Origin of the sequence: Antarcticimicrobium sediminis (assembly GCF_004348975.1) — a bacterium.
GTDB classification, from domain to species: domain Bacteria; phylum Pseudomonadota; class Alphaproteobacteria; order Rhodobacterales; family Rhodobacteraceae; genus Antarcticimicrobium; species Antarcticimicrobium sediminis.
In genome coordinates this window covers 201729-214011 of record NZ_SMFP01000006.1, presented here as the reverse complement: position 1 = coordinate 214011, position 12283 = coordinate 201729, and the positions used below count along the sequence as shown (strand labels likewise).

General features: G+C 63.3%; 15 protein-coding genes. 10 read left to right on the top strand and 5 right to left on the bottom strand.

Going from position 1 to position 12283, the window contains the following annotated elements:
- Positions 1-18: 18 nt before the first annotated feature.
- The 3 genes from E1B25_RS11300 (at position 19) to E1B25_RS11290 (ending at position 1972) form a co-directional block, all read left to right on the top strand.
- Positions 19-414, top strand: coding sequence for a thioredoxin domain-containing protein (locus E1B25_RS11300; protein WP_245510688.1), 396 nt, complete (start codon positions 19-21; stop codon positions 412-414).
- 88 nt (positions 415-502) lie between these two features.
- Complete coding sequence (locus E1B25_RS11295; protein WP_132829329.1) at positions 503-838, top strand: ArsR/SmtB family transcription factor; 336 nt, start codon at positions 503-505, stop codon at positions 836-838.
- Between the two features lie 75 nt (positions 839-913).
- Positions 914-1972 carry a YeeE/YedE family protein gene (locus E1B25_RS11290; protein WP_132829327.1) on the top strand — a complete coding sequence of 353 codons (1059 nt, stop codon included), beginning with the start codon at positions 914-916 and terminating at the stop codon, positions 1970-1972.
- A gap of 48 nt (positions 1973-2020) precedes the next feature.
- Here E1B25_RS11290 and E1B25_RS11285 read toward each other — a convergent pair whose 3' ends face one another.
- Entirely contained in the window at positions 2021-3055 is a 1035-nt protein-coding gene (locus E1B25_RS11285) for a zinc ABC transporter substrate-binding protein (protein WP_132829325.1), read from the bottom strand.
- A gap of 124 nt (positions 3056-3179) precedes the next feature.
- Here E1B25_RS11285 and E1B25_RS11280 point away from each other — a divergent pair, with 124 nt between their 5' ends.
- The 3 genes from E1B25_RS11280 to E1B25_RS11270 are packed head-to-tail and all read left to right on the top strand — an operon-like array spanning position 3180 to position 5265.
- Complete coding sequence (locus E1B25_RS11280) at positions 3180-3695, top strand: helix-turn-helix domain-containing protein (protein WP_132829324.1); 516 nt, start codon at positions 3180-3182, stop codon at positions 3693-3695.
- Entirely contained in the window at positions 3692-4468 is a 777-nt protein-coding gene (locus E1B25_RS11275; protein WP_132829322.1) for an ATP-binding cassette domain-containing protein, read from the top strand. The genes E1B25_RS11280 and E1B25_RS11275 overlap by 4 nt, the downstream gene beginning before the upstream one ends.
- Positions 4465-5265, top strand: a complete 801-nt coding sequence (locus E1B25_RS11270; RefSeq protein ID WP_132829321.1) for a metal ABC transporter permease — start codon at positions 4465-4467, stop codon at positions 5263-5265. Before E1B25_RS11275 ends, E1B25_RS11270 begins: the two co-directional genes overlap by 4 nt.
- Positions 5266-5295: 30 nt before the next feature.
- Here E1B25_RS11270 and E1B25_RS11265 read toward each other — a convergent pair whose 3' ends face one another.
- Positions 5296-5478: a CTP synthetase gene (locus E1B25_RS11265; protein ID WP_132829320.1), complete on the bottom strand. Its 183-nt coding sequence runs from the start codon at positions 5476-5478 to the stop codon at positions 5296-5298.
- 230 nt (positions 5479-5708) lie between these two features.
- On the opposite strand from E1B25_RS11265, the gene E1B25_RS11260 reads away from it, so the two are divergent.
- The gene (locus E1B25_RS11260) at positions 5709-6170 is read left to right on the top strand and encodes a hypothetical protein (protein ID WP_132829318.1); all 462 of its coding nucleotides are present in this window, start codon (positions 5709-5711) and stop codon (positions 6168-6170) included.
- A gap of 360 nt (positions 6171-6530) precedes the next feature.
- Positions 6531-7658, top strand: coding sequence for an NAD(P)/FAD-dependent oxidoreductase (locus E1B25_RS11255; RefSeq protein ID WP_132829317.1), 1128 nt, complete (start codon positions 6531-6533; stop codon positions 7656-7658).
- A gap of 210 nt (positions 7659-7868) precedes the next feature.
- Here the strand turns inward: E1B25_RS11255 and E1B25_RS11250 are convergent, their stop codons facing one another.
- Complete coding sequence (locus E1B25_RS11250) at positions 7869-8312, bottom strand: DsrE family protein (RefSeq protein ID WP_132829316.1); 444 nt, start codon at positions 8310-8312, stop codon at positions 7869-7871.
- Between the two features lie 196 nt (positions 8313-8508).
- Here E1B25_RS11250 and E1B25_RS11245 point away from each other — a divergent pair, with 196 nt between their 5' ends.
- Positions 8509-8646, top strand: a complete 138-nt coding sequence (locus E1B25_RS11245) for an entericidin A/B family lipoprotein (RefSeq protein WP_132829314.1) — start codon at positions 8509-8511, stop codon at positions 8644-8646.
- Between the two features lie 31 nt (positions 8647-8677).
- Here the strand turns inward: E1B25_RS11245 and E1B25_RS11240 are convergent, their stop codons facing one another.
- Positions 8678-9187, bottom strand: a complete 510-nt coding sequence (locus E1B25_RS11240; protein WP_132829313.1) for a PhnA domain-containing protein — start codon at positions 9185-9187, stop codon at positions 8678-8680.
- Positions 9188-9392: 205 nt separating this feature from the next.
- On the opposite strand from E1B25_RS11240, the gene E1B25_RS11235 reads away from it, so the two are divergent.
- Positions 9393-9785 carry a hypothetical protein gene (locus E1B25_RS11235; RefSeq protein WP_132829311.1) on the top strand — a complete coding sequence of 131 codons (393 nt, stop codon included), beginning with the start codon at positions 9393-9395 and terminating at the stop codon, positions 9783-9785.
- 330 nt (positions 9786-10115) lie between these two features.
- Here the strand turns inward: E1B25_RS11235 and lepA are convergent, their stop codons facing one another.
- A complete protein-coding gene (lepA, locus tag E1B25_RS11230) occupies positions 10116-11915 on the bottom strand; it encodes a translation elongation factor 4 (RefSeq protein ID WP_132829309.1) in 1800 nt (599 codons plus the stop codon).
- Positions 11916-12283 lie beyond the last annotated feature (368 nt).

Sequence of the window (12283 nt, the reverse complement as noted above, 5' to 3'; positions counted from 1 at the left end):
CGGTCAATGGGTGGTTTGATGTTTCGCGCAAAGCTTTTCGCAGGTCTGGTCTCGGCGGTGATGCTGGCCAGCCCGGCGCTGGCAGTTGAATTGGTGATGGTCGAACAGACCGGCTGTGCTTGGTGTGCGCGCTGGAACGAAGAGATCGCCCCCGCCTACCCCAACACCGTTGAGGGGCAATTCGCGCCGCTGCGCCGGGTCGACCTGCGCAAGATGCCTGACGATCTGAGCATCGCGCGTCGCGTCACCTTTACCCCGACCTTCCTGTTGGTCGAGGACGACCGCGAAATCGCCCGCATGGAGGGCTATCCCGGCGAGGATTTCTTTTGGCCGCTGCTTGAACAATTGCTGCGCAGCCACACCGATTACGCCCCTGCCAAGACCCCGACAGAGACGCAAGGCAACGGATCGTAAAAAATAATTCGCGCCCCGACGGCAGGGCTGACAACACCGTGGTCACGCTGTAATGACCAGACGCGCGACAAGAACAAGGACCGACCCCATGGCGCTTCCGCAATTCTCCATCGACATGTCCGAGCAAGAGCTGGACAAAATCGTCGAAAACGCCACCGATGCGTCCAACTTCCTCAAGGCGATCAGCCATGAAGGTCGGATGATGATCCTGTGCCATCTGGTCACGGGCGAGAAATCGGTGACCGAACTGGAAGAGCTGTTGGCGGCGCGTCAGGCGGCGGTGTCGCAGCAATTGTCGCGGCTGCGGCTCGAAGGGCTGGTGGTGCCCCGGCGCGAAGGCAAGGCGATTTATTACCGGCTGGCCGACGACAAGCCGCGGCGTCTGCTCGAAGTGGTCTACGACCTGTTCTGCAACGCCGATTGACCCCCACGCCCCCTTGCGGGGCGGCGTGATTTCCAACAAGTTGTCCCGGCGTAATGCGCCAATGGGAGGAGCAGCATGCCGGACTGGCTGACGGAAAGTCAGGCCGTGGCCCTTGTCGGGGTCTTCGGCGGAATTGTGCTGGGTCTGGCCGCGCGGCTGGGCCGTTTCTGTACGTTGGGCGCGATCGAAGACGCGCTGTATGGCGGCAGCGACACCCGGATGCGCATGTGGGCGCTGGCAATCGGCACGGCGGTGACCGGCACCTTTGCCCTGATCGGTGCCGGGCTGCTGAACGAGACCGAAAGCTTTTATCTGTCGATCCGCTGGATGCCGATGGCCTCGATCATCGGCGGGCTGATGTTCGGCTATGGCATGGCGCTTGCGGGCAACTGCGGCTATGGTGCCATCGCACGGCTGGGCGGCGGGGATCTGCGCTCTTTCGTCATCGTACTAGTGATGGGGGCGTCCACCTATGTGGTGCTTGCCGGCCCCCTCGCCCCGATCCGCAACTTCTTTTTTCGACAGATCGATGTCACCACCGGGCCGCCGCCGGGTCTTGCCCACCATATCGCCCGGCTGACCGGCCTGCCGCTGCACGGCATCGGCATCGCAGTGGGGCTGGTGTTCATCGTGACCGCGCTCTGGGCTCCGGCGTTGCGGCGTGACCGCACGGCGATGTTCTGGTCCGTCATGGTCGGGCTTGCCATCGTATCTGGCTGGGCTGGCACGCAATATGTTTCGTCCAACGGGTTCGGGGCGCTGCCTGTCGTCTCGCACAGCTTTTCCGCCCCGGTGGGTGACACCATCCTTTGGGCGATGACCGGCAGCCTGCGCCCGGTCAATTTCGCGGTCGGTTCGGTCACGGGGGTCTGGCTGGGGGCCTTCATCGGCTCTCTGATCAAGGGGCATTTCCGCTGGGAGGCCTGCGAAGACCCGCGCGAATTGCGCCGTCAGATCATCGGCGCGGCGGTGATGGGCGCGGGCGCAGTGATCGCCATGGGCTGCACCGTCGGTCAGGGCATGAGCGCCTTTTCCGTGCTGGCGGTCAGTGCCCCGGTCACCTTTCTGTCGATCTTTGCCGGTGCCGCCCTTGGTCTGCGGCAATTGATCGAGGGGTTCAAACCGGCCGAATAAGGCGGGCAACACCAAATCGCCCGCCTTTTCCGCCGTTCGGAAAGGGGTTTAGCCCCCGACGCAGGCGGCAAACCCGGTGCCCAGATCCCGGATCAGAGCGGGGTACAGCCCCTTACCCAGCTCATGTGCGCGGCCCAGCGGGTCAAGCTCAAGGATCGGGATGTCGCGCCCGGCGACGGCGGCCTGCAACAGGCGGGTGTCGAACTGCGGCTCGGCAAAGGCACAACGCACCCCCAGATCCGCCAGCCGGTCGCGCAACTGCGCCAACTGCGCCGGGCTCGGATCGGTGGCATCGCCCGGCGTGACCGTGCCCACCAGCGTCAGGCCAAAGCGCCGCTCAAAATACTGGAACGCGTCGTGATAGGAGACAAAGGCCACCCCCTGCATCGGGCGCAGCGCCTCGGTGACCGCCTCCACGGCAGCGGAAATCTCGGCCTGCCCCGCAATCGCGTTGGCGCGATAGGTCTCGGCATGTTCCGGGTCCAACGCGGACAGGTGCTCAGCGATCAGACCAAGCCAGAGCGATCCGTTCTGCGGGTCGAGCCAAGCATGGGGGTCATAAGCGCCGGTATGGTGATGCCCGGCCTCGCCCTCGGCAGTGCCGTCATGATCGTCGTGATCCTCATGGCTCGCCTCGGCGGCGTGATCTGCATGGTCGCCATGATCTTCGTGACCATCGTGATCCGCATGATCACCGTGATCGTCGGGGCCCGCAGCCGCCGCCAGCACATCCTCCGCGCCCCGATAGGCCAAGCGCACCGTGCCCTCGGCCTCCATCAGTTCCAGCATGTCGCTGCCCCCGGCGAGCGACGCCAACGGTTTTTCCAGCCAAGGCGCCAGCCCCTCGCCGACCCAGACCACCAGATCGGCATCCTGCAAGGCGCGGGCCTGCGACGGGCGCAGCGCATAGCTGTGTGGCGACAGGCCGGGCCGCACCAGCAACTCTGGCACCCCGACCCCATCCATCACCTGCGCGGTCAAGGCATGGATCGGCGCAATATCGGTGACCACCTGCGGCACCTCGGCCCGGATCGGCCCGGCCAGTACAGCCAGAAAAGTCACAAAAAGGGGAAGTTTCGACATGGCGTCCTCTGTCTTTATCAAGCTTCATCTGGATCTGTTCGTTATAACATAACAGCCAACGCCTGTTGATACAGATACTGTTATACTATATCAACCCATAATCCTATGAAAACGGCCCTGCCCCATGACCCAGACGACCCCCCGAACATCCCCCCAGATCGCGCCCTCGGTCGGTTTCGACCGGCATGACCACAGCCACTGCATCGCCGACGCGGTGCAGGCGGCCGAGGATCTGTGCGCCGCGCAAAAGCTGAACTTCACCCCGGCCCGCCGCCGGGTGCTGGAAATCCTGCTGGAGCGGCACCGCGCCATGGGGGCCTATGACATTCTCGAGATCCTTGCCGCCGAGGGGTTGGGCGCGCAGCCGCCGGTGGCCTACCGGGCGCTGGATTTCCTGACCAGCCACGGGCTGGCGCATCGAATCGAGCGGATGAACGCCTATACCGCCTGCGCCCATCCGGGCGAGGATCACGTGCCCGCCTTTCTGATCTGTCGTCTGTGCAAGGCGGTGGCCGAGGCCGAAACCGGGTTGGAGGGCGGTCGGCTGGGCGATGCGGCGCGCGCCACCGGCTTCGTGATCGAAAAGGTGGTGGTCGAGGCCGAAGGGCTTTGCCCCACCTGCGCCGAGGCCGAGGCATGAGCGCGCCGCTGATCGCCGCCCGGGACCTGTCCGTCCGTTTGGGCGGGCGGGTGATTCTGGACGCTGTGAATGTCGAGATCACCGCCGGCGAAATCGTCACCGTGGTCGGGCCCAACGGGTCGGGAAAATCTACCTTTCTGCGGGCGCTGATCGGGGCGATCACGCCCTCGGCCGGTCGCATCGAACGGGCACCGGGGCTGCGCGTTGGCTATGTGCCGCAAAAGCTGGCCATTGACCGCTCGATGCCGATGACGGTACGCCGTTTTCTTGGGCTGCCGCACCGGATCAGCACGGCCGAAGCCGACCGCGTGCTGGATCATGCCGGTGCGCCGGGGTTGGCCGACCGGCAGATGACCGACCTGTCGGGTGGTCAGTTCCAACGCGTTTTGCTGGCCCGCGCGCTGCTGGAACAGCCGCAACTGCTGTTGCTGGACGAGGCCACGCAGGGGCTCGACCAACCCGGTGCAGCAGCCTTTTATCGCCGGATCGAAGAAGTTCGCCAAGATCTTGGTTGTGCCGTGCTGATGATCAGCCATGACCTGCATGTGGTGATGGCAGCCTCGGACCGGGTGATCTGCCTGAACGGTCATATCTGCTGTCAGGGCACACCGGAAATCGTTGCCGATGCACCGGAATACCGCGCCCTTTTCGGCACCGGCACCAAGGGGGCGCTGGCGCTTTACCGGCACCAGCACAGCCATGAGCACGACCCTGACGACGGACACAGCCACGACCACAGCCACGACCACAGCGACGAGGGCGCCGAAGGATGAATTTTCTGGACGATTTTCTGGTACGCGCGGCGCTGGCCGGGCTGGGCGTTGCGCTGGCCGCCGCGCCGCTGGGCTGTTTCGTGGTCTGGCGACGGATGGCCTATTTCGGCGAAGCAACGGCGCATGCGGCAATCCTTGGAGTGGCCTTCGCGCTGGGGCTGGGGCTGGCGGTGATGCCGGCGGTGCTGGCCGCCGCGCTGCTGATGGCGCTGGCGGTCTCGGCGATGACTGGACGGGGCTTTGCCATGGACACCGCGCTGGGGGTGATGTCGCATACCGCGCTGGCCGCCGGGATGGTCGCCGTGACACTTCTGGCCGATGTGCGGCTGGACCTCATGGCCTTTCTCTTTGGCGACATTCTGGCGGTAACCCGTTGGGATCTTGCCACAATATGGGGCGGCGCCGTGCTGGTCGTGGCGCTGACCGCGTGGCGCTGGCCGGGGTTGTTGCTGTCCACCCTGAACCCAGATCTAGCCCGCGCCAGTGGGATCGACCCGCGCCGAGAAGAGCTTGTCCTGACCCTCGCGCTGGCCGTCGTGGTGGCGGTGGCGATCAAGGTTGTCGGTGTTTTGTTGATCGCGGCGCTACTGGTGATCCCGCCGGCGGCGGCGCGGCCTTTGGCTGCAACGCCGGAGGGAATGGCGGCGGGGGCGGCCGGGCTGGGGGCGGTCTCGGCACTGGGGGGGCTTTGGGCGGCCTTTGTCTTTGACACGCCGACCGGGCCCAGCATCGTATGCACGGCTGCGCTGCTTTTCGTGCTGACGAGCCTGTTTGGCGGGTTGCGCAAGCGCGGCTGATCCGCGTTATTTCATATTTAAACCAGTGCGTTAATCTTCTCCCATCGCGCGGGCAAGGGCGAGGGCGATAGGGAAGGCCACGGCGAACCCGAGGACCACGGCAGCAGCCAGAGACCAGCCGCTGCCACCCCCGGCGACAAGCAGAACGACGATGCCGACCCCGGCAAGGGTCGCGCCGATGAACAGGTGCAGGATCAGGACGAGGTGGCTCATGCCCCCCGATTTAGACTGTGGGACGGGCCCGCGCCTTGATCTGGCTCAGGTCGGATTGGGGCGTTTCGGGGCGGTTTTGTGCAGTCCCCCACGGGCCCGCCCGCGCTGAAACCGCCCGGTTGGGGAGTTTCTGCGCCGTTTTGTGCAAAGCGGGAAGACAGGCCGGAAAACGGGTGCGCCCCACACCCGGGGGTTTTGACAGGGGGGCTTGATACGGCCTACTTTACCGGATGAAAATATTCGTCAGCATCTGTTTGTTTTTGTGCATTTGTGCTGCGCTCTTGGCCGTGTACGTTTGGCCGAATTTCTCCCAAATAAGGCACTACACCGAAGATGACCTCATCGGGTTAACTTGCGAAGAACTTGGTGAGAAGCATGAGGAGGTCATTTTTGCATATCACGATGCCTCAATCGCCCACTACCGCAGAACCGGTGCTTTTGAGGACGATCTTGGGCTGCCAAAAGACGAGGTCTTGCCATTTGTCATTTTGATGAAAAAATTTATTCGGGACAATGATTTAAGAGCGTTCGACCTATCCAAGCCATTTTCAATTTCAACGGCTGGGCTGGAGTCTGACTTCTTCGCTAAATTTTCCGACGTATGTGCATCAAACCCCTCGTTGCCTGCAATCGAAGCCGTGGGGCAAGCGGCGAAACGGCTCAAACTGACGCCCAGGCCAGCAACCCCATAGAGACCAGTTCCAAGCCACCGGGCAACCGCATCCGCCCAAGGTTTGAATGTGATCTATGGGACATCCACGGGTCAGTTGAGAGGGCGTTGAAGCGAGTGATGCGTGCGACGCAGATTTGCGCAAGCCAGGTCATGTCCTTGTCCTGCCAAATCAACACCGCGCCGGCGCCGGGGGGATGCGCCCGCGCGAGACAAGAACAGCCGGCAGGATCAAGCGTGCTTGCCGGCAAATGCGGGTCCCATGAGCACGATCAGACAAGGGCTTTGTTCCTTTGCCCAAATCGCCGCATTGACTCGTCGCGCAAAAATATACATTCAGAATATCGATTATGATAGGTAGTCACTTCAAAGGACCGTTCCCATGACCCAGATCGCCATCCTCGGATCGGGTTTCGCCGCATTGACCGCAGTGCGCGCCTTGCGCAAGCGCAAGGTCGCTGCCGAAATCACCGTTATCTCGCCGCGCGACGAGTTGCATTACCTGCCCTCGACGATCTGGATCCCGGCCGGGCTGCGCAACGGCGCGGGGCTGCGCATCGCGCTTGCTCCGTTCTTCGCGCGCCACGGGGTGCACCACCTGAACGCCTCGGTCACCGGTCTTTCGGCCGACGGGCGCACGATTGAAACCGATCAGGGGCCGGTTCAGGCCGATCACGTCATCATCGCCACCGGCGGGCGGTTCATCCGCAAGCTGCCGGGTATCGAACACGCGATCATCCCGTGCCAGGGCATCGCCGCAGGCGAAGCGATCGAGCGCAAGCTGGCCGAGTTGCAGGGCGGCACCATCGCGGTGGGCTTTGCCACCAACCCGAACGAACCCGGCGCGATGCGCGGCGGGCCGATGTTCGAATTCCTGTTCATCATCGACAGCTTGCTGCGCCGTCAAGGCAGGCGCGACGCGTTCCGGCTTGTGTTCTACAACCCCTCGCCACGGCCCGGCCAACGGCTGGGTGCGAAGGCGGTGGATGGCCTGCTGGCCGAGATGAAGAAGCGCGGGATAGAGACCCATCTGGGGCACAAGATGGTGCGGATTGAGGAACGCAAGGTCGTGACCGAGGGTGGCGAGATCGAGGCCGACCTGATCCTGTTCCAACCCGGCATGACCGGCCCCCAGTGGCTGGAGAATGCAAGCCTGCCGCTGTCGCCCGGCGGCATGGTGCAGGCCGACGCGACCTGTCAGGTCACAGGCCACGCCAATCTGTGGGTCGCGGGCGACGCGGGCAGCTATCCGGGGCCCGACTGGCTGGCCAAGCAGGCGCACCAGGCGGATCTGCAGGCGAAGGCGGTCGCGCAGAATATCGCGTCTGTGCTGGCGGGAGGGCAGCCGACGACGGCGTTCAAGGCCGAACTCATCTGCATCATGGACACGCTGAGCACCGGGATGCTGGTGTTCCGGACCAAGCGGATCAGCCTCGCCCTGCCCGGTTTCAAGCCGTTCCACTGGATGAAGCTTGCGTTTGAACATTACTACCTGCGCGCCTACCGCTGAGCGCGGGGGGGTACGCGGGCAGAGCGGACTGTCGCGCAACGCGGGACCAAGTGGTTGGGCACTGCGGAAAATGGATGAACCGGGCTCAGAACGCCCAATCGTCTTGTTGAGGACCGCGCCCGCGTTGGGGCGCGATCCGCAAAAGCCCATGTCCAGGGCGCGAACGGGTCTGCCGTGGCGCCCCGAGGGAGAGCCGCTCAGCGCAGCCGATCAGGGCCGGATATAGGCATAGCCCTGCTCTTGCAGCTCGACCAGACGCACCACGCCGGACGGCACGACCCCGGTCTCGTCAAGCAGCTCGATCTCTTTGCCGAGCTTCGCGCTCATGTTGCGCAGGGTGTTGCCGCAGGCGGAGAAGGTGAGATCCTCGACCTCCAGATGCATCGCTGAGATCCGGTCGGCAACCGGGCTTTTGCCGACGACGAACATGTTCAGGCCGGGGCCATAGGCCACCACTTCGATCACCGCCGTGTCGCCATGCTCGTGATAATAGCTGGTCACATTGGCGACGTTGTTCAGCGTGATGTTCATCAGCTTGGGATCGTTCTGATCGATATGAAAAGCGATGTGATGGGTTTGCCCCTCGGCCAAGGCGGCGCCGGTGAAAGTGGTCAGGCCAAGCGCGAGCGCGGCGGCGGATAGCAGGTGTTTCATATGGGTTCCTCCCCTGTTGTGGGGGAAGGATAGGACACTTTGCCGCAGTCCCATAGCATTTTATGAATATTTGAATATGGAGGTGGGTTGCCCCGGTGCCACGCGGCAGAGATCCGCGGCGCGCCGCCGATGCCGCTTGCCGAGTGGCAGGCACAGGGCCTATATCCGGGACAATGCGAGCGGATGGAGAAATGCGATGACGCGACTGTTTGTTTTTGGCTTGGCGCTGTTGGCGCTGACAGCCTGTGAGACCACCAAGGGCGCGGGCCGTGACCTGAAGAAGGCCGGCGGCGCGATCGAGGACGTGGCCGAGGACGTTCAGAAAAAGCTCTGATCGTCCCCGGATCGTTTCCCGGTATGCGGGGTCAGCGTTTCTTGACGAACTCGGTCAGGATGACAATGCGCTGGCCCTCGACCCGGCCCTCGATATGGGCGGGGTTGTCGTGAACCAGTGAAATGCCGCGCACCGCCGTGCCCCGCTTGGCGGTGAAGCCACCGCCCTTAACCGGCAGATCCTTGATCAGAACCACGGTGTCGCCCTGTGCCAGCGGGACGCCGTTGCTGTCCTTGTGCCCGGTCTCTTGCGGCACGTTCTCGACCCAAGCGCGGGTGTCGTCATCCAGCCAGAGCTGATCGGAGAGATCGCGCGCCCAGTCGTGATCGGCCAGCCGTGTCAGCATCCGCGCCGCCAGCACCTGCACCGTCGGAACCTCGGACCACATGGAGGCCGAGAGGCAACGCCAATGGGTGGGGTCCGGCTCGCCCTCGATCTGGGCAATACAGGTTTCACAAAGATCGGCGGTCGCATCCGCCGGGCCGCCAGCAACGGCATAGGCGGTCAGGGGCGCGTCGGCGGAACAAAGGGCGCAGGGCATGGATAAGGCTCCGGATAGGTTGTGTCCGGTTGCCTATAGGGGGTGGAAGGGGGGATGGGAAGAGGGGGCGGTGTGAGGGGCGATCAAGGGCGGAGGGCAGCGCCCGGCCCGACGGGGGAGGGATGACAACGGAAAGGGCCTTGCGTTAAGAATGATTAACGAATCATTAACACCCTGATGACCACAGAGAGCAGGAGCTGTATCCATGTCAGAGCTTGCTCTTGCCGCGATCTACTGCACCTTGATGCTGCACGGCGCCACGGAGGTTTCTCACGGCTACTCGGTTGGCTATGACCTTCACCGGATCCGCGTGGACTGTGAGACAAGCACGCAGGTGATCGAGGTGGGGCTCGACAAGCGCAGTTCCATCGATAGCGTTCATCAGGCGGCCTTTGCGGCCTTGCTGACGGGCAAAGCCCCTATGGTGTTGATGATCGACACGGACGGACGCGAGGACCAATATGAGTTCCAAGTGCGGACAGTGGCGCAGTCTCTGAACATCGCCTACCAGGTCATTGATCGGGACTACCTGATCCGGTGGCAGATGACCGAGTACCTCAGGAATTACCGGGCAGAGGTCATTCAGCCCAAGTCTTAGCCAGAAAGATACCCGGCAAAATCTTTCGATTTTCGACGCAATGCACTTGGGTCACCAAGGGCAGCGCCCGGCCCGACGGGGTGGGAAGCGAAGCGCCCGCCCGTCACGCCGGAGGCGTGCCGACAATAGGCGGCGCACCTTCGGTGCGACGGGGGCGGGGCGGGCGCTGCCCGGCCAGAGGCCGGGCGGGACGGGTTTTGGGTGATGTGCGCACGGTAGCCCGCCCTGACGGGGCGATGTGGGGTATCTGGCGCTTTATTGGCTGGGGTGTGGGCACGCAGTTGGCTTTGCCAACCGCTTTCGCCCACTGGCCCTGTGAAAGGACAGCTTTTAGCTGTCCATTTTCAGGGCCGAAATAAACGCTTCCTGCGGGATGTCGACTTTGCCGAATTGGCGCATCTTCTTCTTGCCCGCCTTCTGCTTGTCCAGCAGCTTGCGTTTGCGGGTGGCGTCGCCGCCATAGCATTTGGCAGTCACGTCCTTGCGCAGGGCGCTCAGGGTTTCGCGCGCGATCACCTTGCCACCGATGGCGGCCTGGATCGGGATCTTGAACATATGGCGCGGGATCAGGTCCTTGAGCTTTTCGACCATGGCGCGGCCACGCAGATCGGCGCGATCCCGGTGCACCATGGTTGACAGCGCATCCACCGGCTCGTCATTGACGAGGATCTGCATCTTGACGAGGAAATCGGTGCGATAGCCGGTCATCTGGTAGTCAAAGCTGGCATAGCCCTTGGACACCGATTTCAGCCGGTCGTAGAAATCGAACACCACCTCGTTCAGCGGCAGGTCATAGACCACCATGGCGCGGGCGCCGGCATAGGTCAGCTCCTCCTGAATGCCGCGGCGGTCCTGGCAGAGTTTCAGCACGTCGCCGAGGAATTCGTCCGGGACCAGAATGGTCGCCTTGATCCGCGGCTCCTCGATATGATCCACATGGGTCAGATCGGGCATGTCGGCTGGGTTGTGCAGATCGCGCATGGTGCCATCGCGCATGTAGATGTGATAGACCACGGAGGGCGCGGTGGTGATCAGGTCGATATTGTATTCGCGTTCGATCCGGTCGCGGATCACCTCGAGGTGCAGCAGCCCGAGAAAGCCGCAGCGAAAGCCAAAGCCAAGCGCGGCCGAGGTTTCCATCTCGTAGGAAAAGCTGGCGTCGTTCAGGGCCAGTTTCTCGATCGCGTCGCGCAGATCCTCGAATTCCGAGGAATCCACCGGGAACAGACCGCAGAACACCACCGGGACCGAGGGTTTGAAGCCGGGCAGCGGGGTTTCGCAGCCCTTTTTCTCATGCGTGATGGTATCGCCGACGCGGGTGTCGCGCACCTGTTTGATCGAGGCGGTGAGAAAGCCGATCTCGCCCGGGCCGAGTTCGTCCACCGGCTGCATCTTGGGGCGGAACACGCCGATCCGGTCGACGTGGTGGATCGAGCCGTTCTGCATCATCTTGATGCGCTCGCCCTTTTTCAGCACGCCATCCATGATCCGCACCAGAACGATCACGCCAAGGTAGGCATCGTACCAGCTATCGACCAGCATCGCCTTGAGCGGTGCATCGCGAGTGCCCTTGGGTGCGGGCAGGTGATGGACGATGGATTCCAGCACCTCGTGGATGCCCTGCCCGGTCTTGGCCGAAACCGCGATGGCGCCGGAGGCGTCGATGCCGATCACGTCCTCGACCTGTTCGGCGACGCGGCTGACGTCAGAGGCAGGCAGGTCGATCTTGTTGAACACCGGCACGATTTCATGATCGGCGTCGAGCGCGTGATACACGTTCGCCAGCGTCTGCGCCTCGACCCCCTGGGTGCTGTCGACGACCAAGAGAGAGCCTTCGACCGCGCGCATGGAGCGGGAGACCTCATAGGCGAAATCGACGTGACCGGGGGTGTCGATCAGGTTGAGGATATAGGTTTCGCCATTGTCGGCGGTATATTCCAGCCGCACGGTGTTGGCCTTGATGGTGATGCCGCGCTCGCGCTCGATATCCATGGCATCGAGCATCTGTTCCTTCATGTCGCGGTCCAGCACTGTTCCAGTCTCCTGGATCAGGCGGTCGGCGAGCGTGGATTTCCCGTGGTCGATATGGGCGACGATGGAGAAATTGCGGATATGGGCGAGATCGATCATGAAGAGCGATATGTATGGGAAAACAAGGCCCGTCAAGCACGCAGGCAAGGGGCTGCGCGCAGTTGCGCCTGTGGCGGGCCGCGCGAGGTCGGCGCAGGGTTGTGTGCGAGGGTGAGCGGCGGGTTGAACGGCGGGTCGGGCGGCGGGTCAGATGGGGCGCGGTGCCCTCCTTATTTTCGCCACATTCGAAACCTAATGTTTCTAATATCGAAACAACCGCACGACAGAGGCGGAACGAGGCAAGAGCAGTAGCTGACCCGGACAGACCGGTGCAGAAAACAACCTCCCGAGACGGGGCGGGGCCTGGGCCCTGCCCTTTTTCGTGTGAGGGGGGCGCGGGCGTTCCACAAACAGCCCCGGATTTGCCT

Excerpts from the sequence above, each read along its gene's own strand:
- E1B25_RS11300 (WP_245510688.1), top strand. The coding sequence starts at position 19 with ATGTTTCGCGCAAAGCTTTTCGCAGGTCTGGTCTCGGCGGTGATGCTG.
- E1B25_RS11295 (WP_132829329.1), top strand. The coding sequence starts at position 503 with ATGGCGCTTCCGCAATTCTCCATCGACATGTCCGAGCAAGAGCTGGAC.
- E1B25_RS11290 (WP_132829327.1), top strand. The coding sequence starts at position 914 with ATGCCGGACTGGCTGACGGAAAGTCAGGCCGTGGCCCTTGTCGGGGTC.
- E1B25_RS11285 (WP_132829325.1), bottom strand. The coding sequence starts at position 3,055 with ATGTCGAAACTTCCCCTTTTTGTGACTTTTCTGGCTGTACTGGCCGGG.
- E1B25_RS11280 (WP_132829324.1), top strand. The coding sequence starts at position 3,180 with ATGACCCAGACGACCCCCCGAACATCCCCCCAGATCGCGCCCTCGGTC.
- E1B25_RS11275 (WP_132829322.1), top strand. The coding sequence starts at position 3,692 with ATGAGCGCGCCGCTGATCGCCGCCCGGGACCTGTCCGTCCGTTTGGGC.
- E1B25_RS11270 (WP_132829321.1), top strand. The coding sequence starts at position 4,465 with ATGAATTTTCTGGACGATTTTCTGGTACGCGCGGCGCTGGCCGGGCTG.
- E1B25_RS11265 (WP_132829320.1), bottom strand. The coding sequence starts at position 5,478 with ATGAGCCACCTCGTCCTGATCCTGCACCTGTTCATCGGCGCGACCCTT.
- E1B25_RS11260 (WP_132829318.1), top strand. The coding sequence starts at position 5,709 with ATGAAAATATTCGTCAGCATCTGTTTGTTTTTGTGCATTTGTGCTGCG.
- E1B25_RS11255 (WP_132829317.1), top strand. The coding sequence starts at position 6,531 with ATGACCCAGATCGCCATCCTCGGATCGGGTTTCGCCGCATTGACCGCA.
- E1B25_RS11250 (WP_132829316.1), bottom strand. The coding sequence starts at position 8,312 with ATGAAACACCTGCTATCCGCCGCCGCGCTCGCGCTTGGCCTGACCACT.
- E1B25_RS11245 (WP_132829314.1), top strand. The coding sequence starts at position 8,509 with ATGACGCGACTGTTTGTTTTTGGCTTGGCGCTGTTGGCGCTGACAGCC.
- E1B25_RS11240 (WP_132829313.1), bottom strand. The coding sequence starts at position 9,187 with ATGCCCTGCGCCCTTTGTTCCGCCGACGCGCCCCTGACCGCCTATGCC.
- E1B25_RS11235 (WP_132829311.1), top strand. The coding sequence starts at position 9,393 with ATGTCAGAGCTTGCTCTTGCCGCGATCTACTGCACCTTGATGCTGCAC.
- lepA (WP_132829309.1), bottom strand. The coding sequence starts at position 11,915 with ATGATCGATCTCGCCCATATCCGCAATTTCTCCATCGTCGCCCATATC.